Genomic DNA, 26,680 nt, shown 5'->3' with positions numbered 1-26,680 from the left:
GGCGGCGGCCCCGGCGTAACGCCCGGGCGAGGAGGCGCGCATGGGCGCGGCTGACCGCACGACCGCCCGCCCCAGCCTTGACCGGGACGCGGTCCGGCGCATCGTCGAGGGCCGCGAGAGCGACCCGTTCGCGGTGCTCGGCCCGCATGCCGGACCGGAGGGGACCATTTTGCGTACCTTCCAGCCGGGTGCGGCCGCGGTCGAGGCGCTGAACGCGGAGGGCGCGGTCCTCGCGCGGCTCGACCGGATCGATCCCGCCGGCCTGTTCGCCAGCCGGATCGGCAGCAATGCTACGCCCGTCTACCGGTTGCGCATCACCTGGCCCGGCGGCATGGTCCAGGAGACCGAGGACCCCTACGCCTTCCCGCCGCTGCTCGGCGGGCTCGATCTGCATCTGCTCGGCGAGGGCACCCATCTCGGGCTCGCGGACGCCCTCGGGTCGCACGCGGTCAGCGTCGACGGGGTGGCGGGCGTGCGCTTCGCGGTGTGGGCCCCCAATGCCGCCCGGGTTTCGGTCGTCGGCGACTTCAACGGCTGGGACGGACGGCGCGCCCCGATGCGCCTGCATCCCGGCGTCGGAGTGTGGGAGATCTTCCTCCCGCGCCTCGGTCCGGGAACCCGCTACAAATACGAGATCCTCACCCGTCAGGGGAATGTGCTGACGCAGAAGGCCGATCCGGTCGCGCGTGCCGCCGAGATGCCGCCCGCGACCGCCTCGGTCGTCCCCGATCCCGCGCCCTTCGCCTGGACCGACGATGCTTGGATGGCCCAGCGCGCCGCGCGGCAAACCGCCGAGGCCCCGCTTTCGATCTACGAGGTGCATGCCGGTTCGTGGGTGCATATGGACGGGTGGCGGGATCCAAGCTGGGACGAGTTGGGCGATCGCCTGATTCCCTATGCGACCGGCCTCGGCTTCACGCACATCGAATTGCTGCCGATCATGGAGCACCCGTTCGGCGGCTCCTGGGGCTATCAGCCGCTCGGCCTGTTCGCTCCGACGGCGCGCTATGGCGCGCCGCGGGACTTCGCGCGCTTCATCGACCGCTGCCATCAAGCCGGGCTCGGCGTGCTGCTCGACTGGGTTCCCGCGCACTTTCCCGGGGACGCCCATGGCCTCGCCCAGTTCGACGGCACGGCGCTCTACGAACATGCCGATCCGCGCGAGGGCTTCCATCACGACTGGAACACGCTGATCTACAATTTCGGCCGGACCGAAGTTTCGCAATTCCTGGTCGCGAGCGCGCTCGAATGGCTGCGGCGCTACCATATCGACGGCCTGCGGGTCGATGCCGTCGCCTCGATGCTGTACCGCGATTATTCCCGGAAATCCGGAGAATGGGTGCCCAACATCTATGGCGGGCGGGAGAATTTGGAGGCCGTCGCTTTCCTGCGGCGGCTCAACGCCACCATCACCCACGAAGCACCGGGCGCGATCGTCATCGCCGAGGAATCCACCGCCTGGCCCGGCGTGACACAGCCGATCGATGTCGGCGGGCTCGGCTTCGCCTTCAAATGGAACATGGGGTGGATGCACGACACCCTGCGCTATATCGGGACCGATCCGATCCACCGCGCGCACCACCACGACGACATGACGTTCGGCCTGGTCTACGCCTTCTCCGAGCACTACGTCCTGCCGATCTCCCATGACGAAGTGGTGCACGGAAAGGGCTCGCTGCTCGGCCGCATGCCGGGCGATTCCTGGCAACGCATGGCCAATCTGCGCGCCTATCTCGGCTTCATGTGGGGCCATCCCGGCAAGAAGCTGCTGTTCCAGGGCTGCGAAATCGGCCAGCCCGCCGAATGGGACCATGACGGCGAGCTGCCGTGGGGCCTGCTCGCCGATCCCGCCCATGAGGGCGTCAAGGCCCTCGTCGGGGATCTCAATGCCGCCTATCGGCGCGAGCCGGCGCTGCACAGCGGCGATGCGCGTCCCGAGGGCTTCCGCTGGATCATCGGCGACGACCGGGCGAATTCGGTCTTCGCCTTTCTGCGGCTCGGCGGCGGGCCGCCGGTTCTGGTGGTCTGCAACATGACGCCGGTGCCGCGCCACGATTACAGCATCGGGGTGCCGGAGGGCGGTTCCTGGGATGAAATCGTCAACACCGATGCCGGCGCCTATGGCGGCTCGGGACTCGGCAATTCGGGGCGGGTCGTGGCCCGCGCCGAAAGCTTCCACGGGATGGAACATTCCCTCAGACTCACGCTTCCCCCCCTGGCAACGCTGTTCCTGCGCCCGAGGCCTCCCGAATGACCCTGCCTCCGCTGCCCGACCGGTTGGATACGGGACGCCCGTATCCTCTCGGGGCGACGCCGGACGGGCTCGGCACCAATTTCGCGGTGTTTTCGGCCAATGCGGAAAAGATCGAGCTGTGCCTGTTCGATCCGCGTGGCCGGCGCGAGGTGGCGCGGCTCGCTTTGCCGGAATGCACCGAAGAGGTGTGGCACGGCTATCTTCCGGGCGCCTTCGACGGTCTGATCTACGGCTATCGCGCACACGGACCCTATGATCCCGCCCGCGGCCACCGCTTCAATCCGGCAAAGCTGCTGATCGATCCTTATGCGCGCCAGCTCTCGGGCGCGCTGCGCTGGTCCGACACGCTGTTCGCGTATCGCATGGGCGGCGGGCGCGGCGATCTTTCGATCGACCGGCGCGACAGCGCGCCCGCTGTGCCGAAGGGCGTCGTCGTGTCGAACTGGGCCGATTGGGGTGACGACCGGCCGCCCGACGTGCCGTGGTCCGACACCGTGATTTACGAGACCCATGTGCGCGGCGTCTCGATGCGCCGCCAGGACGTGCGGCCGCACGAGCGTGGGACGTTCGCCGCCCTCGCCCATCCGCGCTTCATCGACCATCTGCTGCGCATCGGCGTCACCGCGGTCGAGCTGATGCCGATCCACGCTTTCCTCCAGGACCATTTCCTGGTGGAGCGCGGACTGCGCAATTATTGGGGCTATTCCACCCTCTCTTTCTTCGCGCCGGAGCCCGCCTTCCTTTCGACCGGCTCGCTGCAGGAACTGCGCGCCGCCGTGCGGCGGCTGCACGCGGCCGGCATCGAGGTGATCCTCGACGTCGTCTATAACCATACCTGCGAGGGCAACGAACTCGGCCCGACCTTTTCTTTCAAAGGGCTGGACAATGCCAGCTATTACCGGCTCGTGCCGGGGAACGAGCGCTACTACATCAACGATACCGGCTGCGGGAACACGGTGAACCTGTCACACCCGCGGGTCTTGCAGATGGTGATGGATTCGCTGCGCTATTGGGTTGAGGCGTTCCATGTCGACGGGTTTCGCTTCGACCTCGGCGTGACCCTCGGCCGCGAAGGGACCGGCTTCGATCCTGGTTCCGGCTTCTTCGACGCGGTCCGGCAGGACCCCGTTCTTGCCCGCTGCAAGCTGATCGCCGAGCCGTGGGACATCGGCCCGGACGGCTACCAGCTCGGCCGCCTGCCGCCCGGCTTCGTCGAATGGAACGACCGCTTCCGCGACAGCGTCCGGCGCTTCTGGAAGCGCGATCCGGGCATGCGCGGCGAGATCGCCGGACGCCTCTCGGGATCGAGCGACGCCTTCGACCGGCGCCACCGCAAGCCGTGGGCCTCGATCAATTACGTGGCCTCGCACGACGGCTTCACCTTGGCCGATGTCGTCGCCTACAACGAGAAGCACAACGCCGCCAACGGCGAAGACGGCCGCGACGGCCACGACGCCAATTACAGCTTCAATTGGGGCGCCGAGGGGCCGACCGACGATCCCAATATCCGCGCGGTCCGGTCCCGCGTCACCCGCGCGATGTTGGCGACGGTGATGTTCGCCCAGGGCACGCCGATGCTGCTCGCCGGTGACGAATTCGGCCGCACGCAGAACGGCAACAACAACGCCTATTGCCAGGACAACGAGATTTCCTGGATCGATTGGGAGTTGGCGCGCAGCCCGGACGGACGGGCCTTGACCGCCTTCGTCGCCCGGCTCGCCGAAATCCGAAAGCGGTTCGCAACGCTCCGCGCACCGCGTTTCCTGCATGCGAAGGAAGAGTTCGTTCCCGGCCTGCGGGATATCGGATGGTTCGACGAGCACGGTGCCGAAATGCCGCCCGAGGGCTGGCATCTCGACGGCGCGCACACCTTGGCCCTGCGGCGCGCCGGCCGCACGCGCACGGGAGGCGTCGAGGTGCTGCTGCTCCTGCTCAATGCCTCCGCGAACCCCGTCACCTTCAAGCTGCCGGGGCCTGCGCTCACCTGGCGGCTGCTGGTCGACAGCGCCTCGGGGCTGGTCTCGGAGGAGCGGGCGATCAGCACCGAAACCTATCTCGAAGCGTCGAGCGTCCGCCTGCTCGCCGCCTTTGTGGACCCGCGCCCGGTGGACCCCCGCCTATGAGGGGCCCGGGTCCCTTTCCTTCTGGTTCGTGAGAGGCTGCGCATGGACGACGCGCTGATGCACTTGGCCGGTCGCGCCGGCATTTCCCCCCACTGGCACGACGCCTTCGGGCGGCCGCAGACGGTGCCGCCGGATGCACTGAGGGCGATTCTGGCCGCTTTGGGCCTGCCCGCCGCCAGTCCCTCGGACCTTGCCGACAGCATCGAGCGCGCGGCAGGTGAGCACGCGGGCGCCCTGCCGCCGCTCGTCACCGCCGACGCCGGCGCACCGGTCCTCCTGCCAGTGTCCGGTGCAACCGGGCGCCTGCGCTATCGCATCGCGCTCGAGGGCGGGGGCGTGATCGACGGCGAGGCGGAGGTCGAGTCCGGCCATCTGCATTTGCCCGCCCTCGACGTCCCCGGCTATCACACGATCGAAATGGCCGGACAAGGGACGGTGCTCGCCGTCGCGCCTGCACGCTGTTTCTCGATCGCGGATGCCGCCGGCAGCGATGCGGGCCGGCTTTGGGCGCTGGCGGTGCAGATCTACGCCCTGCGCCGCAGCGGCGATTGCGGCATCGGCGACTTCTCCGCTTTGTCCCAACTCGCCGTGAAGGCGGCAAATGCCGGCGCGGCGGGCTTGGTCATGAGCCCGGTCCATGCCGGCTTCCCCGCCGATCCGCATCATTTCAGCCCCTATGCGCCCTCCAGCCGCCAGTTCCTCAACCCCCTCCATGCCGATCCGCACGTCGTGTTCGGCGGCCCGCCCGTCGACGCGGCGATCGCCGCCCTCGGCTGCGGCGCCGAGGTGGCGAGCCTGGAACGTGCTCATATGGTGGATTGGCCGGCCGCTGCCCCGCTGAAATATGCGATCCTGCGGCGCCTCTACCAGGATGCGCTGCCGCGCATGGCGGGTCTCGCGGACGACTTCGCCGCCTTCCGAACACGCAACGGGCCGGCGCTGGAAGATCACGCCCGGTTCGAGGCGATCCACGCCGCGCAATTTTCGGCCGACCCGACGCAATGGAACTGGCGGACCTGGGGCGGCGGTCTTTCCGACCCGCGCAGCGACGCGGTCGCCGGCTTCGCGCGCCAGAATCCCGAGGCGGTCGGCTTTCACGCCTTCCTGCAATGGGTCGCCGACCGCAGCCTCGGCCAGGCCCAGGATGCGGCGCGGGCGGCCGGCATGCCGATCGGCCTGATCAGCGATCTCGCGGTCGGCACCGACGGCGGCGGCAGCCAGGCCTGGAGCCGGCAGGCCGACATGCTGATCGGGCTCTCGGTCGGTGCGCCCCCCGATCTGCTGAACGCGCTCGGCCAGAGCTGGGGCCTCGCCGCCTTCTCGCCGCGCGCCCTCGCGCAAACCGGCTTCGCCGCCTTCCGCGACATGCTGCGGGCGGTGATGGGCCATGCCGGCGGGGTTCGCATCGACCACATTATGGGCCTGATGCGGCTCTGGCTGGTACCCGAGGGGTTTCCGCCGACGCAGGGCGCCTATCTCGCCTATCCGTTCGAGGATCTCGCCCGGCTGGTCGCGCTCGAATCCCATCGCCACCGGGCGATCCTCATCGGCGAAGATCTGGGCACGGTGCCGGAGGGCTTCCGCGCACGGCTGGCGGCACGCGGCATTCTGGGCATGCGGGTCCTGTGGTTCGAGCGGCACGAGGACCGGTTCGCGCGCGCCGCCGATTACGACCGCGACGCCATCGCCGTCACCGGCACCCATGATCTGCCGACGGTCGCCGGCTGGTGGAAGGGCCGCGACATCGACTGGCGTGTCCCCCTCGGCATTGTCGGCGAGGGGCAGACCGAGCGCACCGAGCGCGAGGCGCGCGGGCGCGACCGGCGGGCGATCTGGCAGGCGATCGCTCCGGACGATGCCGACCCGGATGCGCCGCCCGAAGATCCGGAACGGGTCGTGGACGCCGCCTTGTCTTTCATCGGCCGGACACCGGCGCCCCTCGTCGTGATCCCGATCGAAGACGCACTGGCGCTGGAGGAGCAGCCGAATCTTCCGGGCACCATCGACGAACATCCCAATTGGCGCCGGCGGCTTGGCCCCCAGGCGGCCGATCTGCTCGAGGATCCGTCCGTGCAGCAACGCCTCGCCCGTCTCGACGCAGTCCGGAAACAGCCATGAGGACGCCGCGCGCCACCGTGCGCCTGCAATTCCATCGCGACTTTCCGCTCGATGCGGCGATCCCGCTGGTGGATTATTTCGCCGACCTCGGGATCAGCCACATCTATTCCTCGCCGCTCCTGACCTCGCGGCCGGGCTCGAATCACGGCTACGACACCGTGGATCACGGCACGTTGGATCCCGAACTCGGCGGGGAAGCGGCGCTCGGCCGGCTGGTGGCGAAGCTGCGCGGCCGGGGCATGGGGCTGATCCTCGACATCGTGCCGAACCATATGGGTGTCGGCGGCCCCGACAATCGGGTCTGGCTCGACGTTCTCGAATGGGGGCGCGAGAGCGCCTATGCGGATGTGTTCGACATCAATTGGACACCCGCCGACGCCGCCCTCGTAGGCAAAGTTCTGGTCCCCGTCCTCGGTGCGCCCTATGGCAACGCGCTGCGCGACGGCACCATTACGCTCGCCTACGACGCCGAGCGCGGCGAGTTCCAGGCGCGCCATTACGACCACGTCTTCCCGATCTGCCCGCGCCTCTACGGCGAGGTGCTCGCGGCCGCCGACATGCCCGACCTCGTGCCGCTGCGCGACGCCTTCGCGGCGGTGCCGGCCGAGCGCGCCGGCAAGGCGGAAGCGCTGCAACTGAAGGAACGGCTGGCGATGCGGGTCGCCGATGCCGGCGTCGACTGGCTCGCGCCGGTGATCGCAGCCCACGACGCCACGGCGCCGGACGGGTGCAGACGGCTGCATCTGCTGCTGGAAAAGCAGAATTTCCGCCTCGCCTGGTGGCGCACGGCGAACGACGATCTCAATTGGCGGCGCTTCTTCGACATCACTGAGCTCGCCGGCGTCCAGGTGGAGCGTCAGGAGGTGTTCGAGCAGGCGCATGCGCTGGTGTTCCGGCTCTATGCCGACGGGCTCGTCGACGGCTTCCGCGTGGATCATGTGGATGGCATCTCCGATCCCGCCGCCTATTGCCGCCGGCTTCGGCGCCGGCTCGACCAGCTCGACGCGAAACGGCCGCACGATGCGCCCCCCGGCGGTTATCTCGTGGTGGAGAAGATCCTGCATCAGGGCGAACCCCTCCCGGACGGCTGGCAGGTCGACGGCACCACCGGCTACGATTTCATGGACGAGGTCGGCGCGGTGCTGCACGATCCGGACGCCGACGAAGCCCTCGATCTGGTGTGGAGCCGGGCCACCGGCGATGCGACGCCCTATGGCGCGCAGCTCGAAGCCGCGCGGCGGCAGGTCCTGCGCGACGGATTCGGCGCCGAGATGCAGACCGCCACCCGCGCGTTTCATCGGGTCGCCCGCGAGGATCTCGACACCCGCGACATCACTCTCGCCGCAATCCGCCGCGCGCTGAACGAGCTTGTCGTCGCCTTCCCGGTCTACCGGACCTATGTCGACGCATCGGGCCGTTCTGACCAGGACTGGACCTATCTCTCCGCCGCCCTCGCCCAGGCGCGCCGCCGTCTGCCACCGATCGACCATCCGGTGCTCGATCTGATCGACGGGTGGCTCGGCGGCGAGGCCCAGCGCGGGCTCGGCGACGTTCTTGAGGCCGGCACACGGGGCTATGCCATCGCCAAATTCCAGCAGCTCACCGCCCCGATCGCCGCGAAATCGGTCGAGGACACGCTGTTTTATCGCTATGGGCGCCTGCTCTCGCGCAACGAAGTCGGTTCGGACCCGGCGCAGATGGGGCTTTCGCCCAGCGGCTTCCACGCCGCCGCCACCGCCCGCGCCACCCGCTTCCCGGGGGCGATGCTCGCCACCGCGACCCACGACCACAAGCGCGGCGAGGATGCCCGCATGCGGCTGGCCGTGCTGAGCGAAATCCCGAACGAATGGTCTGGGATGCTCGAAGAGCTCCGGACCCTCGTGGAACCGCTCCGGCGCGCGCTGCCCAGCGGATCGGCGCCCGCCCCGGCGGACGCGGTGATGCTGCTCCAGACACTGATCGGCGCCTGGCCGCCCACGCTTTCCCCCGACGACGCCGCCGGGCTCGCCGCCTATGCCGAGCGGGTGGCTGGCTGGCAGCTCAAGGCGATGCGGGAAGCCAAGGTGCACACCAACTGGATCTTCCCCGACACGGTCTACGAGGGCGCGTGCGCCGGCTTCCTCTCCGACCTCATGACCGCACCGGAAGGCGAGAGCGCACGCGCCGCGATCGCCGAATGCGCGACGCGCCTCGCCCCGGCCGGCGCGGTGAACAGCCTTGCCCAGACGGTGCTCAAATTTACCGTTCCCGGCATGCCGGATCTCTATCAGGGCACGGAGTTCTGGGATTTCAGCCTGGTCGACCCCGACAACCGGCGGCCCGTCGATTATCCCGCGCGGATCGCAGCTTTCGAGGCCGGCGCGGCGCCTGCGGCGCTTCTGGAGGCGTGGCGCGACGGGCGGATCAAGCAGGCTGTGATTGCCCGGCTGCTCCAGGCGCGCGCTGCAAACCCGGCTCTGTTCGCCGATGGCAGCTACGAACCCTTGGCGATCGAAGGTCCGGGCGCCGGGCAGGCGCTCGCTTTCCTGCGTCGGCACGCGGGGACGGTGCTGCTGGTGACGGTGACGCGGCGCGCCGCCGCCATGCTGGGTCCGGGAGCGGCGCTGCCGCTGATTTCCGCCGAAGCGTGGGGCGAGACCGCGCTGGTGCTGCCGAACGGGCTGCCGGCGTGTCTGGACGATCTGCTCGGCGACGAGAGGCTCGCGCCCGCGGCGGGGCGCATTCCCCTCGCGCGGCTGTTTGGGCGGCTTCCGGTCGCCGCCCTTCTGGGGCGAAGCACCGCCGCGTCGGCCGAAACCGGAGCGGCAGTGCCGGCGTTATAAGGGGAGCATCCGGCTGACGCCGGCATGCTCCGAAAAGAACCGTCGCGCGGCTCCATCGAGCCGCTGCGCACTGGAGGCAGACATGACACCGAACGCACCGAAGGGCCGTACGGCGGCCGAACAGGACCGCGATTTGGATGAAGCGCTGGAGGACACCTTTCCGGCCAGCGATCCGCCCGCCGCAACCAATCCGTCGAGCTTCACCGGCGCGGAAGTCGCGCGGGAGAAGGACGGCACAGAGGAAACGCGACGCGAGTCCGACCGGCTTGACGAGGAACTGAAGCAGACCTTCCCGGCCAGCGACACCCCGACCATCGTGCGCAAGCACGAGAAGCCGGAGTAAGACCTGCGCGGCCTCAGGCCTCAGGCCGCGGTCGGCGCCGCCGCGCGCGCGCTCATCGTCAGGAGATCATAGCGCGCGACGGTGTCACCGTCCTGGTTGAACACCTCGGCGTCCCACCGCACCTCGCCATATTCGGGTTTGCGCGCCGACTGCTTCTGCTTGACCGTCAGGCGCACGCGGATCGTGTCGCCCGGTGAGACCGGCTTCAGGAAGCGCAGCGTGTCGAGCCCGTAATTGGCCAGCAGCGGACCCGGTGCGGGATCGACGAACAGGCCGGCGGCAAATGACAGGATGAGATAGCCGTGCGCCACCCGCCCTGGGAAGAAGGGATTGGCCTTGGCCGCCTCCTCATCCATGTGGGCATAGAAGGTGTCGCCGGTGAATTCGGCGAAATGTTCGATGTCCGCCAGCGAAATGGTGCGTGCCGGCGTCTCCACCGTGTCGCCGACGCGGATCTCGTCATAGGTCAGCCGGAACGGATGCTGGGTCGGGGCGGGGGCGGGCGCCCCCTTGATCCAGCTTTTCGTGAGTGCCGCAAGGCGCGCCGGCGAGCCCTGGAGCGCGGTGCGCTGCATGTAATGGAACACGCCGCGGAGCCCGCCCATCTCCTCCCCGCCGCCGGCCCGCCCCGGGCCGCCATGGACCAGACCCGGCAAAGGCGAACCGTGGCCGGTGGATTCCTTCGCGCAGTCGCGGTCGATCACCAGAACGCGCCCGTGATAGGCGGCGATGCCGAACACCAGGGCCTCGGCGACCTGCGCGTCATAGGTGAAAACCGAAGCGACGAGACTTCCCTCCCCCATCGCCACCAGAGCCACCGCATCTTCGAGCCCGTCATAGGGCATCAGGGTCGCGACCGGACCGAACGCTTCCACCACATGCGGCGCCCGGGCAGCCCGCGGCGCGGCGCAGGTCAGAAGGACCGGGGCCATGAAGGCGCCCGCCGCCGCGTCCCCGCCGACGGGGGAGACGGCCTCGGGATCGCCGAAGCGGATCTCGGCCTCTCCCGCGATCTCCGCGACCGCCGCGCGCACGCTGTCGCGCTGCGATAGGCTGGCGAGCGGCCCCATCCGTACCTCCTCGCGGCGCGGATCGCCGACCGTCACGGCGGCGAGCTGCGTAGCGAGCGCGTCGCCGACCGCATCGGCGAGCGGCCGGGGCACGAAGACGCGGCGGATGGCGGTGCATTTCTGGCCCGCCTTGACCGTCATCTCGCGCACCACCTCCTTGACGAACAGATCGAATTCCGGCGTGCCGGCGACCGCGTCGGGGCCGAGCACGGCGGCGTTCAGGGAATCCCGCTCGGCGATGAAGCGCACCGCGTTGCGCGACACGGCCGGATGGTCGCGCAGCGCCTGCGAGGTCGCGGCCGAGCCGGTGAAGGACAGCACGTCCTGGCCGCCGAGATGATCGAGCAGATCGCCCGGCGCCCCGCAGACGAATTGCAGCGCGCCCTCCGGGAGGAGGCCGGTTTCAACGATCAGCCGCACCACCGCCTCGGCGACATAAGCGGTCGCAGTCGCCGGCTTGGTGAGGACCGGCACCCCCGCCAGGATGGCCGGGGCGAGCTTTTCCAGCATGCCCCAGCAGGGAAAGTTGAAGGCATTGATATGAACCGCGACGCCGTTCAGCGGCGTGAGGATATGGGTACCGACGAAGCTGCCGCCTTTGGACAGGCCCTCGGGCGCGCCCTCCACAAAGAAGCGCTCGCTGGGCAATTCGCGGCGCCCGCGCGAGGCATAGGCGAACAGCGTGCCGATGCCGCCGTCGATATCGAAGAAATTGTCCCGCTTGGTGGCGCCGGTCTCGGCCGAGAGGACGTAGAGCGGCTCCTTGTTCTCGCCGAGATGCTTGGCGATCGCGCGCAACCGGTCGGCGCGCTCGTGAAAAGTCATCGCCCGCAGCGCCGGGCCGCCCACGTCGCGGGCATGGCGCACCATGGCGCCGAAATCGAGCCCGCGGGTGGAGGTCCGGGCGACGATGCGCCCGTCGATCGCGCTCGGGATGTCGACCAGCCCGTCGGTCGGCGCGACCCAGGCATCGCGGGCATAGCTTTCGAGGAGGCGTGTCATGATCTGTCCCTGTCGCATCAGGCGCGGCGCCAACTGGAAAAGCTGCCGCCGGTTCGGGCGAGGTCGCGAAGAAGCGGGGCCGGCTCGGAACCCGCCCCGCCGGCGGCGTGGGCCGCTTCGATTTCGTCGAGCACGGCGGCAAGGCCCATCTGGTCGGCGGCGAACATCGGGCCGCCCTTCAAGCGGGGAAAGCCGTAGCCGTTGACGAAGGCGAGATCGATGTCGGAGGCGCGCAGCGCGATCCCCTCCTCCAATTCCTTCGCCCCCTCGTTCGCCATCACGCAGACCAGGCGGCGCTGGATCTCCGGCGCAGAGACGGCGCGCGGCGCGATGGCCTTTTCGGCGCGTGCGGCGGCGATGATGTCTCCGGTCGTCGGGTCCACCGATTTCTTGCCGGCCGCGTCATAGGCATACCAGCCGGCGCCGGTCTTGCGGCCGAGCCGGCCGGCCGCGCACAGCCGGTCGGGAATCGCGACATAGCGCTCGGCCGGATCGCGGGTCGCCGCCCGGCGCTGGCGCATGGCGAAGGCGATGTCGAGGCCGGACATGTCGGAGACGGCGAAAATGCCCATGGCGAAGCCGTAGGCCTCGAGCGCCGCGTCCACCGCCTCGGGGGTCGCGCCGTCCTCGACCAGATATTCCGCATGGCGGCGATAGACGGCATAGATCCGGTTGCCGATGAAGCCGTCGCAATTGCCGGCGACCACCGGCTGCTTGCCGATCCTCTTCGCCAGCGCCAGCGCGGTCGCGAGCACGTCCGGCGCCGTGGCCGCCCCCCGCACCACTTCGAGAAGACGCATCAGATTGGCCGGGGCGAAGAAATGCAGGCCGACCACGTCCTGCGGCCGGCCGGTGGTCGCGGCGATGGCGTCGAGATCGAGATAGGAGGTGTTCGAGGCCAGCACCGCGCCGGGCCGGGCGACGGCATCGAGGCGGCGGAAGATGTCGACCTTCACCGCCATGTCCTCGAACGCCGCCTCGATCACGAGGTCGGCCGTTGCGAGGCGGTCCCAATCGTCGGTGGGGGCGAGGCGCGCGAGCCGGGCCTCCGCTTCTTCGCTACCCAGACGCCCGCTCTTGACCGGCCGATCGTAGAGGCCGCGCACGCGCGCCCCCCCGGCCTCGGCCGCCGCGGCGTCGCGCTCCACCAGGATCACATGAAGCCCGGCATCGAGCAGCGCGACCGCGATGCCGGCGCCCATCGTGCCGGCACCGATCACGCCGATTGTCGCCAGCGGGCGCGCCGCGGCGCCCTCGAGGCCAGGCACCTTGGCCGCCTCGCGCTCGGCGAAGAAAAGATGGCGCAGCGCCGCCGCCTCCGGGCTCTCGCGCAAAGCGAGGAAGGCGGCGCGCTCCCGGGCGAGCCCCTCCGCGAAACTGTCGGCCCGCGCGGCACGGATCACCCGGATCGCCTCCGCGATCGCCGGAACGCCCTTCGCGCCCTTGAGAGCGGACTCCGCCGCCGCGTCCTCGGCGCCGTCCTCGCTGTCGGGCACCGACAGGGCCGAGACGCGTCGCTTCACCTGCCCCGCCGCCCGCTCCAGAGCGGCAGCGATGGGGTCGCCCGCCACGATGGCGTCGAGCACGCCCAGGTCCAGCGCCTCGCGCGCCTTCAGCACCCGCCCGGCGCAGATCAGACCGATCGCCGCCGCCACGCCGACGAGGCGCGGCAGACGCTGCGTGCCGCCGGCCCCGGGAATGATGCCGAGGCGCGTTTCGGTCAGACCGAGGAGCGCTTTCGCGGAGCCGATGCGCGCATCGCAGGCCAGCGCGATCTCCAGCCCTCCGCCGAGCGCGGCGCCGTCGATCGCGGCGATCACCGGCTTGTCGAGGGCGTCGATGGCAGCCACGACGTCCGGCAGGACAGGGGCGTCGGGCGGCAGGCTCATCTCACGGATGTCGGCCCCGGCGATGAAGCGCCCCGGCCCGCCGCTGAGGACGATCGCGGCGACGTCCGGATCGGCGCCGAGCGCCTCTATCGCCGCGAGAAGGCCGGTGCGTACCGCGCGGGACAGCGCATTGACCGGCGGGGCGGCGATTTCCACCACGGCGACGCCGCCGTGGCGCGTGATCGTGACGGGCGCGGCGCTCATCTCACACCCGCTCGATCAAGGCGGCGATGCCCTGGCCGACGCCGATGCACATGGTCGCGACCGCACGCCGGCCGCCCCGCACTTCGAGCGCGCTCACCGCCGTCATGGCGAGCCGCGCGCCGGACATGCCGAGCGGATGGCCGAGCGCGATCGCCCCGCCGTGCGGGTTCACATGCTCCGCATCGTCCGGCAGACCGAGCTGGCGGAGCACCGCGAGGGCCTGCGAGGCGAATGCCTCGTTGAGCTCGACGAGGTCGATATCGTCCAAAGACAGCTTGTTTTTTTCCAGGAGCTTAAGGGTCGCCGGCGCGGGGCCGATCCCCATGATGCGCGGCGGCACCCCGGCCTGGACCATCGAGACGACGCGCGCCCGCGGCGTCAGGCCATACCGCTCGATCGCCGCCTCGGAGGCGAGGATCAGCGCGCCGGCACCGTCATTGACCCCGGACGCATTGCCCGCCGTCACCGACCCGCCCTCCTTACGGAAGGGGGTCTTCAGGGCGGCGAGCTGCTCCAGGGTCGTGTCGCCGCGCGGATGCTCATCCGTATCGACGACCGTGACGGCGCCCTTCTTGCCCCTGATTTCGATCGGCGCGATCTCGCGGGCGAAGAACCCGGCCTCCTGCGCCGCCTTGGCGCGCTGCTGCGAGCGATAGGCGAAGAGATCCTGATCGGCGCGGCCGATCTGGAAGTCGGCCGCCACGTTCTCGCCGGTCTCCGGCATCGAATCGACGCCGTATTGCGCCTTCATCAGCGGGTTGACGAAACGCCATCCGATGGTCGTGTCGAAGATCTCGGCCTGACGGGAAAACGCCTCGCTCGCTTTGCCCATCACGAAGGGCGCGCGCGTCATGCTCTCGACACCGCCGGCGATGATGAGGTCGGCATCGCCGGTGAGGATGGCGCGGGCGCCGATCCCGACCGCGTCGAGCCCCGAACCGCACAGCCGGTTTACGGTCGTGCCCGGCGCGCTGACCGGCAGGCCGGCGAGCAGCGCCGCCATGCGCGCGACGTCGCGATTGTCCTCGCCCGCCTGGTTGGCGCAGCCCATCACCACATCGTCCACGGCCTCCCAGTCGATGCCGGGATGGCGCGCCTTCAGAACCCGGATCGGGTGCGCGGCGAGATCGTCGGTCCGCACGTCCTTGAGAGCGCCGGCATAGCGGCCGATCGGGGTGCGCGCGAAGTCGCAGATGAAAGCGTGGCTCATGAAAACTCTCCGCAAACGGGCTCGAACGAAAGACGGCGCGCAGATGGCCCGATCCCGCCGGGCATTGGAAGGACGAAGTGCGGCCCGCGGGGGCGCAGTCCGGCGCGCGCCCGGAAATCGTCGGCCATGGCATCCTCCCTGCGCGCGGGGCATTGTGCGTCTGTTGACAAGCTTGCCCCTTGGGCTAAAGATTAACCGATCGATCGGTTAATTCAAGAGGCTCCTGAGGGCCCCGACTGGGAGAAAACGGGTGGAGAGCGTGCTTCTCGTGGACCGCCGCGACGGCTGGACCCTGCTGACCCTGAACCGGCCGGACCGGCTCAACTCCTTCAACGAGGACCTGCATCGCGCCCTGCGCGCCGCGCTCGACGCGGCCGCCGCGGATGCCGATTGCCGGGCGGTTCTGCTGACCGGCGCGGGGCGCGGCTTCTGCGCGGGACAGGATCTCTCCGCGCGGGTCGGGCTCGCCGAGGCCCCCGATCTCGGCACCACGATCGATACCTTCTACAACCCGCTCGTCCGCTCGATCCGCGCGCTCGGCAAGCCGGTGGTCTGCGCGGTGAACGGGGTGGCCGCGGGTGCCGGGGCGAACATCGCGCTCGCCTGCGACATCGTTTTGGCCGCCAGATCCGCCAAATTCATCCAGGCCTTCTCCAAGATCGGCCTGGTGCCCGATTCCGGCGGCACCTATTTCCTGCCGCGTCTCATCGGCGATGCGCGGGCGCGCGCCTTGGCCTTGCTCGCCGAACCGGTGCCCGCCGAGCAGGCCGCCGCCTGGGGCATGATCTGGAAAGCGGTCGACGATGGCTCGCTGATGGGTGAGGCCGAGGCGCTGTGCACCCATCTGGCGACCCAGCCGACCTTCGGTCTCGGCCTGATCAAGCAGGCGCTCAACGCCTCCGCCGCCAACACTTTGGACGCGCAGCTCGATCTCGAGCGCGACCTGCAGCGGGAAGCCGGGCGCTCGCCCGATTATGCGGAGGGCGTCGCGGCCTTCATGGAAAAGCGGGCCCCCACCTTCACGGGACGCGGCTCATGAGCGAGGCCGCCGCATTGCGCACGCCCGAGGAGATCGCCCGCCTGTGCGCCGCGGCGATGTGGGAGAGCGACGGCGCCAGCCGCGGCCTCGGCATGGAATTGCGCGAGGTCGGCCCCGGCCGGGCCGTTCTGGCCATGACCCTTGCCGAGCACATGGTGAACGGCCACGGCACCGCCCATGGCGGCTTCATCTTCACTTTGGCCGACAGCGCCTTCGCCTTCGCCTGCAACACCTATGACGAGCGGACCGTTGCGGCGCACTGCTCGATCAGCTTTCTGCGCCCCGGCCGGCGCGGCCACATTCTGATCGCCGCGGCCCGCGAGGTCACGCGCGCCGGTCGGTCCGGCATCTATGACGTGAGCGTCACCCAGGACGGGGTGCTGATCGCCGAATTCCGCGGGCATTCCCGCACCATCGGCGGCACAATCCTGCACCCGCAGGCCTGAATTTACACAAGGAGCGGAGGAGACAATGAATATGGCGGCACCGGCCGATCGCTTCGACCGCAGCCTCAAGGATGGCCTCGACGCCATCGAGCGCGCCTCGCGGGACGAGGTCATGGCGCTCCAGCGCCAGCGGCTCGCCTGGTCGCTCGCCCATGCCTACGAGAACGTGCCGTTCTACCGGCAGCAGTTCGACGCCGCAGGGGTCCACCCCTCGGACCTCAAGACCCTGTCCGACCTCGCGAAATTCCCGTTCACGGTGAAGACCGACCTGCGGGACAATTATCCGTTCGGCCTGTTCGCCGTGCCGCGCGAGAAGCTGGCGCGGATTCACGGCTCGTCCGGCACCACCGGAAAGCCCATCGTCGTCGGCTACACGAAAGCCGACATCGACATGTGGGCGGACGTCATGGCGCGCTCGATCCGCGCCGCCGGTGCACGTCCGGGCATGATGGTGCACGTCGCCTATGGCTACGGCCTGTTCACCGGCGGCCTCGGCGCGCATTACGGTGCCGAGCGGCTCGGCTGCACCGTCATTCCCATGTCGGGCGGCATGACCGAACGCCAGGTGCAGCTCATCACGGATTTCAGGCCGGAAGTCATCATGGTGACGCCGAGCTATATGCTGGCGATCCTCGACGGCTTCGCCAAAGCCGGTCTCGACCCCCGCGAAAGCTCGCTGAAATACGGCATCTTCGGCGCCGAGCCCTGGACCAACGCGATGCGCGAGGAGATCGAGCGCGCCTTCGCGATGGACGCCACCGACATTTACGGCCTGTCCGAAGTGATCGGCCCCGGCGTCGCCCAGGAATGCGTCGAGACCAAAGACGGCCTGCACGTCTGGGAAGACCATTTCTATCCCGAGATCATCGATCCCGAGACGGGCGAGGTGCTTCCCGACGGGGAGAAGGGCGAACTGGTCTTCACCTCCCTCACCAAGGAGGCGTTCCCGATCATTCGCTACCGCACCCGCGACCTCACCCGGCTTCTGCCCGGCACCGCGCGGCCCGGCATGCGGCGGATGGAGAAGGTCACGGGCCGTTCGGACGACATGATGATCCTGCGCGGCGTCAACGTCTTCCCGACCCAGATCGAGGAGGCGCTGCTCGCCACCGATTGGTGCGCCGGCCATTTCCTCATCGAGCTGACCCGCGAGGGACGGATGGACGAGATGACCGTGATCGCCGAGGCCCGCGCCGAGCATTGGGACGGGCACGGCCTCTTCGTCCATGCCGAGCGGCTGGTGTCGCGGATCAAGGATACGATCGGCATCACCACGCGCGTGGTGGTCCAGGGACCGGGCGCGCTCGAACGGTCGATGGGCAAGGCGAAGCGGGTGATCGACAAGCGCCCCAAAAGCTGAGGCGGCGGGGGACGTCACGCGCGTCGCGGCGGGCATCGGCCGGGCGAAGCCCGGCCGTCACCGTTCCGCGCTCAGGCGAGTTCGCTCTCGCGTTTGCGCTCTTCGCGCTTGCGGTCGTTGGGATCGAGCAGGCGCTTGCGCAGGCGGATCGACTTCGGCGTCACTTCCACCAGCTCGTCGTCCTGGATCCAGGCGAGCGCACGCTCCAGCGTCATACGGATCGGCGGCGTGAGACGCACGGCCTCGTCCTTGGAGGTGGTCCGGATATTGGTGAGCTTCTTGCCCTTCAGGACGTTCACTTCCAGGTCGTTGTCGCGGGTGTGGATGCCCACCAGCATGCCCTGGTACACCTTCCAGCCGGGCTCGATCATCATCGGGCCGCGATCCTCGAGGTTCCACAGCGCATAGGCCACCGCCTCGCCCGCCTCGTTGGCGATCAGCACGCCATTGTTGCGGCCGGCGATCTCGCCGCGATACGGGGCATATTCGTGGAACAGCCGGTTCATGATGGCGGTGCCGCGCGTATCGGTCAGCAGCTCCGACTGGTAGCCGATGAGGCCGCGGGTCGGGGCGTAGAAGACCAGGCGCTGGCGGTTGCCGCCGGAGGGCCGCATCTCGACCATCTCGGCACGGCGCTCGCTCATCTTCTGCACGACGGTGCCGGAATATTCCTCATCGACGTCGATCAGGACTTCTTCGATCGGCTCCAGCGTCTCGCCGGTGGCTTCGTCCTTGGCGAACACGACGCGGGGGCGCGAAACGGCCAGTTCGAAGCCTTCCCGGCGCATGGTCTCGATCAGCACGGCGAGCTGAAGTTCGCCGCGGCCGGAGACGTAGAACGAATCCTTCTCGCTCGATTCCTCGATCTTCAGCGCGACATTGCCTTCCGCTTCGCGGAACAGGCGGTCGCGGATGACGCGGCTCGTCACCTTGTCGCCCTCGGTGCCGGCGAGCGGCGAATCGTTGACGATGAAGGTCATGGTCACGGTCGGCGGATCGATCGGCTGTGCCTTCAGCGGGGTCTCGACGGCGAGGTCGCAGAAGGTGTCCGCCACCGTGCCCTTCGACAGGCCGGCAATGGCGACGATGTCGCCCTGCACGCCCTCGTCGATCGGCTGACGCTCGATGCCGCGGAAGGCGAGGATCTTGGACACCCGGCCCTGCTCGACCAGAGATCCGTCCTGCGCGAGAACTTTGATCGACTGGTTCGGCCGGATCGTCCCCGAGGTGATGCGCCCGGTGATCATGCGGCCGAGGAAGGGATTGGCCTCGAGCAGCGTGCCGATCATCGAGAACGGACCGTCGTCGACCATCGGCTCCGGCACGTGCTTCAGCACCAGGTCGAACAGCGGCGCCATGCCCTCGTCGCTCGGCCCTTCCGGCGAGTTCGCCATCCAGCCGTTGCGGCCGGAGCCATAGAGGATCGGGAAGTCGAGCTGATCGTCATTGGCGTCGAGCGCCGCGAACAGGTCGAACACCTCGTTGATGACCTCCTGCGGGCGGGCATCGGCGCGGTCGACCTTGTTGATCGCCACGATCGGGCGCAGGCCGACCTTCAGCGCCTTGCCGACCACGAACTTGGTCTGCGGCATCGGCCCTTCGGCCGCGTCCACGAGCACGATCGCGCCGTCCACCATGTTGAGGATGCGCTCCACCTCGCCACCGAAATCGGCGTGGCCCGGCGTGTCGACGATGTTGATCCGGGTGTCCTTCCAGACCACCGACGTGGCCTTGGCGAGGATCGTGATGCCGCGCTCCTTTTCGAGCTCGTTCGAATCCATCACCCGCTCCGCGACGCGCTGATTCTCGCGATAGGAGCCGGATTGCTTGAGCAATTCGTCCACCAGCGTTGTCTTGCCGTGGTCGACGTGGGCGATGATGGCGATGTTGCGCAGCTTCATGGGATTCCAGCGGCAAAAGGCGGGTCCGAACACTCGGGCCCGCTGGCTTCATTTTGCGGCGCAAAATACACGAGCGCGCCGCTGAATCAATGCGCGGTCGCGCCTGCTGCCGATTCCCGGCGGTGGCGCGCGGCTCAGCTCCGCTTCATCTCATAGGCCCGGCGGATCTGGTCCGGCTTCAGAACGGCGCCCTCCGGCGTGCGGAGCCAAGCGACTTCGCGCCCGAATGGCGCTTGCGTCATGGCGAAGGCGACCGCGTCCTCCACGGTGTCGAAGGCGAGCGGATCGGGCCACGCATCCGGTGCGTTGACCGAATGCGACGGCGACCAATATTGCAGCTTTACGGCTCCGGAGTTGCGCGGATCGGTGTCGCTCTTCATCGCGTCGTCTCCCTTTTCGGTGCCCAGCCGCCAAAAAATCAACCCCGCACGCCGCGCCGGGTTCCGCCGGGCTTGCGCCCCGAGGGCCGGGGGTTCATTGGCACATGGGGGTGGGCGGCCGTGCCTCTGTGCCGGCGGACCGGGGTTCGACAAGCGGGGAGAGCAGCGTGGTCCCCTTTGAACTGCTGTACGGAATTCTCGTGAGCATGGTGAATATCGCCATCCATTCCGTCATGAGCGTCTTTCTGATCCGCTTCATGCGGAGCCTGCGCACCCGCAAAGTGGAGCGACACCGCATCCTCGCCTTCGCCGCGACTATGATGCTGACCGGCGCCGCGCTGACCTTCTCGCACACGATCCAGGTGGAAATCTGGGCCATCGCGTACAATCTGGTCGGCGCGGTGAAGCCGGGCGACGGCTATTACCTTGCCTTCGTGAACTTCACGACCCTGGGCTATGGCGACATCGTTCCCGAGCCGCGATGGCGGGTCCTCGGCCCCATCACCGCCGCGAACGGGATGCTTCTGTTCGGTTGGTCGACGGCGCTCATCTTCGCCGTCCTGACCCGCGCCGCCACCGTGCTCCACGTTTACGACCCGCCGGTCCCACAGCGCCGGGCGCCGCGCAAAAAGGCGCCGCCGGTCCCGCAGCCGCTGAGTATCCAACGCGAAGGGTGAAGGGCGGCGAACCTTCACCCGTTGACGCTGCCGGGCGCGGGAATGCCTGCCGACACGATCCCCTCCTCCCCGCGCGCCATGCGTCAGCGTGCGTTCCATATTTTGCTTGAACATTGCCGGGCAGATGCGGACCCTGCCTCATGTTCAATTGGAACGATCTGATCTTCTTTCTCGAACTCGCGCGTCAGGGGCGCCTGCTGCCCGCCGCCCGCCGCCTGAAGGTGGACCACACCACCGTCTCGCGCCGCATCAGCGAATTGGAGAAGGACCTCTCGCTCAAACTGTTCGATCGCAAGCCGGACGGCTTCGTGCTGACGGAGCCCGGTCATCGCCTGTTCGCCATCGCCGAGCGCATCGAACAGGAGGCGGTCGGGGTCGAGGAGACCATCCAGGCCGCCCCGAGCGCGCCGAAGGGACATGTGCGCGTAGCCTCCATGGAAGGCATCGGCGCCTTTTATCTCGCCGAGCGCTTCGCCGAACTCGCGCAGAAGGAGCCGGGCCTCGTGGTGGAACTCGTGACCGAGCGCCACCTGATCAACCTGACCAAGCGCGAAGCGGACATCTTCATCTCCTTCGTTCCGCCCCAGGGCCAGCGGCTGTCGGTGCGCAAGATCGGCCGCTTCCGCCTCGCGCTCTATGCCTCGCCGGACTATGCGCGGCGGTTCGGCATACCACGGTCGGCCGCCGAGCTGCCGTCGCACACCTTCGTCGACTATGTCGAAGACCTCGTCGCCATCCAGCCGGTCCATTGGCTGCTCGACGTGCTGGAGCCAACGAAAGTCTCGTTCCGCTCCACCTCGATGCACGCCCAGCAGAATGCGGTCGCCCGCGGCGCCGGCATCGGGCTCCTGCCGCTGTTCTCGGCCAAGACCAATCCCCGCCTTCTGCCGGTTCTGCCGGACGAGGTGATCGTGATGCGCGACATCTATGCGAGCGTGCACGCCGATCTGGAATTCATGGGGCGGTTCAAGGCGGTCCTTCGGCACTTGGCCGAAGTCGTCGAGCGCGACACGGCGCTCCTGACCGAGCTATGACCCTGCCGCGACCGCCGTGACCGTGCCGGGCAGGAAGTCGAGGAGACCGGTTCCGGGCGCGCAATTGAGATAGTCGAAGACCTGCTTCTCGGTGTCCGGCAGGATGAAGACCTCATGCCACGTCCGAAGTTGGTTCGCCTTGCCGTATTTGCGGTAGCGCGCGATCGCCGCCGTGAAGATGGCGTCGTGCGTGGGGTGATGCTCCGCCCAGGCTTCGAGATGTCCGAGCGAGAGAAAATAGCCGAGCGCATGGGTTTCGAGCACCGGCGCGCCGGCCGCGCCGCAGGTTTGCTGGAAGCGCAGGGAGGCGCAGCCCGTGGCTTGGGAATTCTCCTTCAGAAAGTCCATGCCGCGCATCAAAGGGGCGCGCAGCTCGCGCATATAATTCTCGGCCTGCTCGGGGTCGCAGCGGCCCCAGGAGGCCGCGGACCGGATCACGGCGAGGTTGTGGGGTGCGGTCAGCTGCCAGCGCGCCCCCCTCGTCTCCCGCGGGATCGGCACAAGGCCCGTCATCGGACTGTCGAGCGTATCGACGGCCGCGAGCGGGATGCGGTCGCGCATCGCCCCGTAATAGCCGCACCAGGGCGTCGGATAGAGCGCCACGTCGGCCGAGGCCGAGAGCCCGCCGGGATAATCCAGCCAATAAATGCTCTCCTGCCGCTCGACCGGCACGGTGAGGCTTTCGCGGAAATAGCCTGTGGGCTCGGCGAGGCGGGCGCGGTCCTCCCACCATTCGGTCACCGCGGGATCCGCGAAGAAGCGGTCGCGCCTCTCCTCGTCCACCCAATAAGCGGCGACGATGTGGGTATAGAGCCCGGTCCGGTCGACGAATGCGGCATCGTCGCGGACCGTGGGTCCGTCGGGCGCGGCGAAGGCGGCGGCGAGCCAGGAGAAGAAGGGGGAGGCGTAGACCTCGTCTGCGCTCGCGCCCTGGATGCCGTGAAAGGCGACGCAGAGGACCCGGCACCGGTTCGGAAAAGCGGTGGACCAGCGCTGCACGACGGGTTCGAACCCCTTCGGCTTGCGCAGCGGATGGACACGGTCGTAGACGGGCATTCCCATGGTGGCGCGGACCTCGTTGGGGCGTTCAGTGAACGCCGAAATAGGCTTTGTGCAATTCCCGGTCCTCGGCGAGGCTCCGGCTCGTGCCCGCCGCCACGACGCGGCCCTGGGCGAGGACATAGCCGTCATCGGCGACATCGAGGGTCTGCCGCACATTCTGCTCGACGAGGAGGATCGTATAGCCCTCGTCCTTGAGCCGCCGCACGATGCGGAAGACCTCGGCCACGAACAAAGGCGAGAGGCCCAGAGACGGCTCGTCGAACACGACGAGTTCCGGATCCGTCATCAGTCCGCGGGCGATCGAGAGCATGGAGCGCTCGCCCCCGGACAGCGTGCCGGCGAGTTGGTTGCGCCGCTCCTTGAGACGGGGAAAACTTTCGAACATCGCCTCCATCCGCGCCGCGAGACGCGTGCGATCCCGCTCGAGCAGACCGCCGACCTTCAAATTTTCAAGCACCGTCATGCGCGGGAAAACGCGATTTCCCTCGGGGACCGTCGCGATCCCCAGAGCCGCGATGCGGTGGGTGGCGAGATTGGTGATCGTCTCGCCGCCGAACGCGACTTCCCCCTGCCGCACCGGCGTCAATCCGAGAATGGCGCGGATCAGGGTCGATTTTCCGGCCCCGTTGGCGCCGAGAATGCAGGTGATGCGGCCGGGCTTCGCCTCGATCGAGACGTCGTGGAGAACGTCGGCCCGGTCGTAGCCGGTGGTCACGCCGATCACCGACAGGCGGCGGGCGCCTTTGGGAGAACCGTCGGGCGCGCTCATTGGCTGCCTCCGAGATAGGCGGTCTGGACGTCGGGATCGGCGAGGAGCGCGTCGAACGCGCCCTCGAAGATCTTCCGGCCGAAATTGAGGACGACGCACCGGTCGGAGATCCGCCGGATCACGTCCATCTCGTGCTCCACCAGCACGATGGCGAGATCGGGCATCTCCTCCCGGAAGGCGAGGAGATCGTCCATCAGGTGGCGCGTTTCCTCGTGGGTCATGCCGGCGGACGGCTCGTCGAGGAGCAGGAGGCGAGGCCCTCCGATCAAGGCGCGGCAGATCTCGATCCGCCGGCGGTCGATCATCGTGAAGCTGCCCGCGGGCTTGAACAGGCTCGCCGCGATGTGCGGATTGAAGCGGCGGGTCAGAGCCGTCGCCTTCTCGACCAGGGCCGACAGGTCCCTGCGGAACCGGCTGCGGAACACCAGAGCGGGCAGCAGGCCGAGATCGACGCGCCCGAGCGCGCCCAGGGCGATATTGTCGAACACCGTCTGGTCGAGCATGAGCCGCGAGCGCTGGAACGTGCGCGCCACCCCGGCCCGGCTGATCTCCTGCGGCGACCGGCCGAACAGGTCGGAGGCCTCGAACCGGACGGCGCCCTCGGACGGCCGATAAAGCCCGGTGAGGACGTTGAAGAATGTCGTCTTGCCCGAGCCGTTGGGTCCGACGAGACCGACCGTTTCGCCGGTGCCGACGGCGATGTCGAGGCTGTCGAGGGCGGTAAGCCCCCCGAACCGCATGGTGAGGCCCGAACAGGCGAGCAGCGGGCTCATCGCTGGCCTCCCATGGCGAGGGCGGAGAGGTCCCGCGTCGCCCGCGGCATCAGACCCGAGGGCCGAAAACGCAGGATGGCGATGACGAGCAGCGCGAAGATGACGAGGCGATATTCCTGGATCGCCTGGAGCTTCTCGGGGATCACCAGGATCACGACCGATGCGACCACCGCTCCCCAGAGATTGCCGAACCCGCCGAGAACGAGGATGGACAGCATGATGAGGCTGTCGCCGAAATTGGCGCTGTTGGGATTCACGAAGCCGTTCATCATTCCATAGAGCGCGCCGGCCACCCCGATCATGGCGTTGCCGATCAGGAAGGCCGTGGCCTTCCATCGGGCGATCGACAGACCGAACACGCTCGCCGCCACCTCGTCGGAGCGCACGGCGTCGAAGGCGAGACCGACGAACGACGTCTCGAGCCGCCGCACAACGAAGAAAGCGAGCGCGAACAAGGCGCAGCCGGCGAGGGCATAGGGCAGATAGAACGAAACGTCGTACGGGCCGATCTCGGTGATGCGGGCGAAGGACAGGCCGAAGAGCGAGAAGGCGGGAACCTTCATCCCCTGCGGGCCGCCGAGAACGTCGTTCACTTCCAGGAAGGATCGCAGCAGCAGGCCGAAGGCGATGGTCACCAGGGCCGCGTAATGCCCGCGTGTGCGCAGCACCGGGAGCAGGATCGCGAGCCCCAGCAGAGCGGCGGCGCAGCCCGCGATCAGCAGGACCACGAGATGGGGGATGCCGGTTCCGCCGAGCACGGCGGGGACATAGGCGCCGATGGCGAAGAAACCCGCGCCGGCGAAATTGGGCACGCCGGCGAAGGCCATCTGGAGGGTCAGCCCGGCCGCGGCGGTCGCGAACAGCGCCACCGTGGCCATCATCAGCAGCGTGTAATGTTCCTCCCGCAAGACGGCCGCGATGGCGAGCACCGAGACCGCCGCGGCGAGGTTCACGGTGCCCGGATGGGCGCGGCAGAGGGCGATCGCGCGGCGTCCCGCCGAAAGCCGCTCCGCGAAGACGAAGATCGCGACGAAGGCGGCGAGCAAGGCGATGACTTCGCCCTGCGCCTCGGAATGCAGCAGAAAGCCGCCGCCTGCGAACAGAAGGGCCACGATGGCCGCGACGAGAAGGCGGTGCAGGCCCTGCGTCCTGACGACCTCGGCGGGCCGGGTGCCGGTGAGCTGTGCGGTTTCCATCTCAGACCCGCTCGCTGGATTTCTCGGCGATGAGGCCGGTGGGGAACAGGCCGATCAGCGCGATGATGACGGCGAACGCCACGACATCCTTGTAGGCACTGGTGAAAGGCAGCACGACCGTCGCGAGGGTCTGGATCCCGGCGAAGAGGAAGCCGCCGAGGATCGGGCCGATCAGGCTGCCCAGCCCGCCTACGACGGCGCAGGCAAAGCCGATGATCCCCAGGAGAATGCCCATGTTGAAATTGATCTCGCGATAATAGAGCCCCAGCATCAGGCCCGCGAGCCCCGCCAGCATCGAGCCGAGCGCGAACGTGCCGAGCACGGTCTTCGTGAAGTTCACGCCGGCGAGCTGCGCCACCTCGTCGTCCTGCGCCACCGCCCGGATGGCGAGGCCCAGGCGGGTTCGGGTGATGACGAGATGGGTCGCGAGCACCACGGCGAGCCCGCCCACGAGGATGATCACGCTGTCGATGCCGACGCTGAAGGATCCGGCGGCCAGCACCCCGTCCGGCAGCAAGGCGGGAAACGGCTTGGGATTGCCGCCGTTCGGCACGGCGAGCCGGATCGCCTCGCGCAGAACCGTCCCCGCCATCAGGGTGGCGAGCAGGACGTTGACCGCGGGGGCGTTCTTCAGAGGCAGCACCAGCACGCGCCCGATCACCACCCCCGAGACCGCCCCGGCGCCGAGCGCCGCGACGAGGCCGACGGCGAGGGCCAGCGGCCCGGGCAGGGCAACCAGCGCGGCGGTCAGACCGGCCGCACCGAAGGCCGAGAACGCTCCGACCGCGACGACGTCGCCATGCGAGAACTTGATGACGTCGAGGACCCCGAAAAACAGGGAAAATCCAACCGCGACGATGGCATAGATGGTGCCGAGCATGAGCCCGTTGAAAAGATATTGAGCGAGCAGTCCGGGATCCATGACGGTCTCCACCGGGAGAGGGCAGTGGTGGACGCGGTGCAAGAAAGGCGCCGCCGCACGAGCGGCGCCTTTCCCGCGCGCAAGCC

At 68.7% G+C, this 26,680-nt stretch carries 20 protein-coding genes; 10 read left to right on the top strand and 10 right to left on the bottom strand.

The genetic code is table 11. The features are described 5' to 3' along the window. Positions 1-40: 40 nt before the first annotated feature. The 5 genes from glgB (at position 41) to EDC64_RS08620 (ending at position 9,660) form a co-directional block, all read left to right on the top strand. The gene (gene glgB / locus EDC64_RS08640; protein ID WP_132030885.1) at positions 41-2,254 is read left to right on the top strand and encodes a 1,4-alpha-glucan branching protein GlgB; all 2,214 of its coding nucleotides are present in this window, start codon (positions 41-43) and stop codon (positions 2,252-2,254) included. Beyond that, entirely contained in the window at positions 2,251-4,377 is a 2,127-nt protein-coding gene (gene glgX / locus EDC64_RS08635) for a glycogen debranching protein GlgX (RefSeq protein ID WP_132030884.1), read from the top strand. The genes glgB and glgX overlap by 4 nt, the downstream gene beginning before the upstream one ends. A gap of 42 nt (positions 4,378-4,419) precedes the next feature. Beyond that, a complete protein-coding gene (gene malQ, locus EDC64_RS08630; protein WP_245504606.1) occupies positions 4,420-6,495 on the top strand; it encodes a 4-alpha-glucanotransferase in 2,076 nt (691 codons plus the stop codon). After that, complete coding sequence (treY, locus tag EDC64_RS08625; protein ID WP_132030882.1) at positions 6,492-9,317, top strand: malto-oligosyltrehalose synthase; 2,826 nt, start codon at positions 6,492-6,494, stop codon at positions 9,315-9,317. Before malQ ends, treY begins: the two co-directional genes overlap by 4 nt. An 82-nt stretch (positions 9,318-9,399) precedes the next feature. Then, a complete protein-coding gene (locus EDC64_RS08620) occupies positions 9,400-9,660 on the top strand; it encodes a hypothetical protein (protein ID WP_132030881.1) in 261 nt (86 codons plus the stop codon). A 20-nt stretch (positions 9,661-9,680) separates the two neighbouring features. On the opposite strand, the gene paaZ is transcribed toward EDC64_RS08620, so the two are convergent. The 3 genes from paaZ to pcaF are packed head-to-tail and all read right to left on the bottom strand — an operon-like array spanning position 9,681 to position 15,035. Then, positions 9,681-11,732, bottom strand: a complete 2,052-nt coding sequence (gene paaZ, locus EDC64_RS08615; protein WP_132030880.1) for a phenylacetic acid degradation bifunctional protein PaaZ — start codon at positions 11,730-11,732, stop codon at positions 9,681-9,683. A 17-nt stretch (positions 11,733-11,749) separates the two neighbouring features. After that, entirely contained in the window at positions 11,750-13,825 is a 2,076-nt protein-coding gene (locus EDC64_RS08610; RefSeq protein ID WP_132030879.1) for an FAD-dependent oxidoreductase, read from the bottom strand. Position 13,826: 1 nt separating this feature from the next. Continuing rightward, complete coding sequence (gene pcaF, locus EDC64_RS08605; protein WP_132030878.1) at positions 13,827-15,035, bottom strand: 3-oxoadipyl-CoA thiolase; 1,209 nt, start codon at positions 15,033-15,035, stop codon at positions 13,827-13,829. Between the two features lie 250 nt (positions 15,036-15,285). Here pcaF and paaG point away from each other — a divergent pair, with 250 nt between their 5' ends. From paaG to paaK, 3 genes are read left to right on the top strand one after another with little or no spacing between them, the layout of a single operon-like run. Next, on the top strand, positions 15,286-16,074 hold the full coding sequence (paaG, locus tag EDC64_RS08600) for a 2-(1,2-epoxy-1,2-dihydrophenyl)acetyl-CoA isomerase PaaG (protein WP_132030877.1): 789 nt from the start codon (positions 15,286-15,288) through the stop codon (positions 16,072-16,074). Next, entirely contained in the window at positions 16,071-16,520 is a 450-nt protein-coding gene (gene paaI, locus EDC64_RS08595; protein ID WP_132030876.1) for a hydroxyphenylacetyl-CoA thioesterase PaaI, read from the top strand. The genes paaG and paaI overlap by 4 nt, the downstream gene beginning before the upstream one ends. Positions 16,521-16,551: 31 nt before the next feature. Next, positions 16,552-17,880 (top strand): phenylacetate--CoA ligase PaaK, encoded by a 1,329-nt coding sequence (gene paaK / locus EDC64_RS08590; protein WP_132030875.1) that lies wholly within the window; start codon positions 16,552-16,554, stop codon positions 17,878-17,880. A 71-nt stretch (positions 17,881-17,951) separates the two neighbouring features. On the opposite strand, the gene typA is transcribed toward paaK, so the two are convergent. Further along, the gene (typA, locus tag EDC64_RS08585; protein ID WP_132030874.1) at positions 17,952-19,781 is read right to left on the bottom strand and encodes a translational GTPase TypA; all 1,830 of its coding nucleotides are present in this window, start codon (positions 19,779-19,781) and stop codon (positions 17,952-17,954) included. A 134-nt stretch (positions 19,782-19,915) separates the two neighbouring features. Then, complete coding sequence (locus tag EDC64_RS08580) at positions 19,916-20,161, bottom strand: hypothetical protein (protein ID WP_132030873.1); 246 nt, start codon at positions 20,159-20,161, stop codon at positions 19,916-19,918. A gap of 167 nt (positions 20,162-20,328) precedes the next feature. On the opposite strand from EDC64_RS08580, the gene EDC64_RS08575 reads away from it, so the two are divergent. Together EDC64_RS08575 and EDC64_RS08570 are read left to right on the top strand one after the other, a co-directional pair. After that, positions 20,329-20,838 carry a potassium channel family protein gene (locus tag EDC64_RS08575; protein ID WP_245504605.1) on the top strand — a complete coding sequence of 170 codons (510 nt, stop codon included), beginning with the start codon at positions 20,329-20,331 and terminating at the stop codon, positions 20,836-20,838. 140 nt (positions 20,839-20,978) lie between these two features. Further along, complete coding sequence (locus EDC64_RS08570) at positions 20,979-21,872, top strand: LysR family transcriptional regulator (RefSeq protein ID WP_132030871.1); 894 nt, start codon at positions 20,979-20,981, stop codon at positions 21,870-21,872. Here the strand turns inward: EDC64_RS08570 and EDC64_RS08565 are convergent. From EDC64_RS08565 to EDC64_RS08545, 5 genes are read right to left on the bottom strand one after another with little or no spacing between them, the layout of a single operon-like run. Continuing rightward, complete coding sequence (locus tag EDC64_RS08565; protein ID WP_132030870.1) at positions 21,867-22,934, bottom strand: phenylacetaldoxime dehydratase family protein; 1,068 nt, start codon at positions 22,932-22,934, stop codon at positions 21,867-21,869. The genes EDC64_RS08570 and EDC64_RS08565 overlap by 6 nt on opposite strands. Positions 22,935-22,959: 25 nt before the next feature. Further along, a complete protein-coding gene (locus EDC64_RS08560; protein WP_132030869.1) occupies positions 22,960-23,703 on the bottom strand; it encodes an ABC transporter ATP-binding protein in 744 nt (247 codons plus the stop codon). Beyond that, entirely contained in the window at positions 23,700-24,476 is a 777-nt protein-coding gene (locus EDC64_RS08555) for an ABC transporter ATP-binding protein (RefSeq protein ID WP_132030868.1), read from the bottom strand. Before EDC64_RS08555 ends, EDC64_RS08560 begins: the two co-directional genes overlap by 4 nt. Next, positions 24,473-25,672 (bottom strand): branched-chain amino acid ABC transporter permease, encoded by a 1,200-nt coding sequence (locus tag EDC64_RS08550; protein ID WP_132030867.1) that lies wholly within the window; start codon positions 25,670-25,672, stop codon positions 24,473-24,475. Before EDC64_RS08550 ends, EDC64_RS08555 begins: the two co-directional genes overlap by 4 nt. A 1-nt stretch (position 25,673) precedes the next feature. Beyond that, positions 25,674-26,594, bottom strand: coding sequence for a branched-chain amino acid ABC transporter permease (locus EDC64_RS08545; protein WP_132030866.1), 921 nt, complete (start codon positions 26,592-26,594; stop codon positions 25,674-25,676). Positions 26,595-26,680 lie beyond the last annotated feature (86 nt).

The sequence above is a fragment of the Aquabacter spiritensis genome (genome assembly GCF_004346185.1).
GTDB lineage: Bacteria > Pseudomonadota > Alphaproteobacteria > Rhizobiales > Xanthobacteraceae > Aquabacter > Aquabacter spiritensis.
This window is presented reverse-complemented; position numbering and strand designations above follow the sequence as displayed.

Bases quoted from the DNA above. Each gene is read 5' to 3' on its own strand.
- glgB (WP_132030885.1), top strand. From the start codon at position 41: ATGGGCGCGGCTGACCGCACGACCGCCCGCCCCAGCCTTGACCGGGAC.
- glgX (WP_132030884.1), top strand. From the start codon at position 2,251: ATGACCCTGCCTCCGCTGCCCGACCGGTTGGATACGGGACGCCCGTAT.
- malQ (WP_245504606.1), top strand. From the start codon at position 4,420: ATGGACGACGCGCTGATGCACTTGGCCGGTCGCGCCGGCATTTCCCCC.
- treY (WP_132030882.1), top strand. From the start codon at position 6,492: ATGAGGACGCCGCGCGCCACCGTGCGCCTGCAATTCCATCGCGACTTT.
- EDC64_RS08620 (WP_132030881.1), top strand. From the start codon at position 9,400: ATGACACCGAACGCACCGAAGGGCCGTACGGCGGCCGAACAGGACCGC.
- paaZ (WP_132030880.1), bottom strand. From the start codon at position 11,732: ATGACACGCCTCCTCGAAAGCTATGCCCGCGATGCCTGGGTCGCGCCG.
- EDC64_RS08610 (WP_132030879.1), bottom strand. From the start codon at position 13,825: ATGAGCGCCGCGCCCGTCACGATCACGCGCCACGGCGGCGTCGCCGTG.
- pcaF (WP_132030878.1), bottom strand. From the start codon at position 15,035: ATGAGCCACGCTTTCATCTGCGACTTCGCGCGCACCCCGATCGGCCGC.
- paaI (WP_132030876.1), top strand. From the start codon at position 16,071: ATGAGCGAGGCCGCCGCATTGCGCACGCCCGAGGAGATCGCCCGCCTG.
- paaK (WP_132030875.1), top strand. From the start codon at position 16,552: ATGGCGGCACCGGCCGATCGCTTCGACCGCAGCCTCAAGGATGGCCTC.
- typA (WP_132030874.1), bottom strand. From the start codon at position 19,781: ATGAAGCTGCGCAACATCGCCATCATCGCCCACGTCGACCACGGCAAG.
- EDC64_RS08580 (WP_132030873.1), bottom strand. From the start codon at position 20,161: ATGAAGAGCGACACCGATCCGCGCAACTCCGGAGCCGTAAAGCTGCAA.
- EDC64_RS08570 (WP_132030871.1), top strand. From the start codon at position 20,979: ATGTTCAATTGGAACGATCTGATCTTCTTTCTCGAACTCGCGCGTCAG.
- EDC64_RS08565 (WP_132030870.1), bottom strand. From the start codon at position 22,934: ATGGGAATGCCCGTCTACGACCGTGTCCATCCGCTGCGCAAGCCGAAG.
- EDC64_RS08560 (WP_132030869.1), bottom strand. From the start codon at position 23,703: ATGAGCGCGCCCGACGGTTCTCCCAAAGGCGCCCGCCGCCTGTCGGTG.
- EDC64_RS08555 (WP_132030868.1), bottom strand. From the start codon at position 24,476: ATGAGCCCGCTGCTCGCCTGTTCGGGCCTCACCATGCGGTTCGGGGGG.
- EDC64_RS08550 (WP_132030867.1), bottom strand. From the start codon at position 25,672: ATGGAAACCGCACAGCTCACCGGCACCCGGCCCGCCGAGGTCGTCAGG.
- EDC64_RS08545 (WP_132030866.1), bottom strand. From the start codon at position 26,594: ATGGATCCCGGACTGCTCGCTCAATATCTTTTCAACGGGCTCATGCTC.